This is a genomic window from Streptomyces longispororuber (assembly GCF_024448165.1).
Classification (GTDB): domain Bacteria; phylum Actinomycetota; class Actinomycetes; order Streptomycetales; family Streptomycetaceae; genus Streptomyces; species Streptomyces longispororuber_A.
This window is the reverse complement of the sequence record NZ_JAMOLN010000433.1, coordinates 1-679: the sequence shown is the minus strand read 5'-3', so window position 1 is coordinate 679 and position 679 is coordinate 1. Positions and strand designations below refer to the sequence as shown.

Sequence of the window (679 nt, the reverse complement as noted above, 5' to 3'; positions counted from 1 at the left end):
CGACGCTCCCACGGCTTGTAGGCACACGGTTTCAGGTACTATTTCACTCCGCTCCCGCGGTACTTTTCACCATTCCCTCACGGTACTATCCGCTATCGGTCACCAGGGAATATTTAGGCTTAACGGGTGGTCCCGCCAGATTCACACGGGATTTCTCGGGCCCCGTGCTACTTGGGTGTCTCTTAAACGAGCCGCTGATGTTTCGACTACGGGGGTCTTACCCTCTACGCCGGACCTTTCGCATGTCCTTCGCCTACATCAACGGTTTCTGACTCGTCTCACAGCCGGCAGACTGTGAAAAAGAGATCCCACAACCCCCCAAGCGCAACCCCTGCCGGGTCTCACACGCTTAAGGTTTGGCCTCATCCGGTTTCGCTCGCCACTACTCCCGGAATCACGGTTGTTTTCTCTTCCTGCGGGTACTGAGATGTTTCACTTCCCCGCGTTCCCTCCACACTGCCTATGTGTTCAGCAGCGGGTGACAGCCCATGACGACTGCCGGGTTTCCCCATTCGGAAACCCCCGGATCAAAGCCTGGTTGACGACTCCCCGGGGACTATCGTGGCCTCCCACGTCCTTCATCGGTTCCTGGTGCCAAGGCATCCACCGTGCGCCCTTAAAAACTTGGCCACAGATGCTCGCGTCCACTGTGCAGTTCTCAAACAACGACCAACCACCC

Annotated in this window: 1 rRNA gene; it reads right to left on the bottom strand. The window is 57.4% G+C overall.

From position 1 onward, the window contains the following. Nucleotides 1-630, bottom strand: a 23S ribosomal RNA gene (locus M4J07_RS47715); the annotation flags it as partial. Between the last annotated feature and the right edge of the window lie 49 nt (nucleotides 631-679).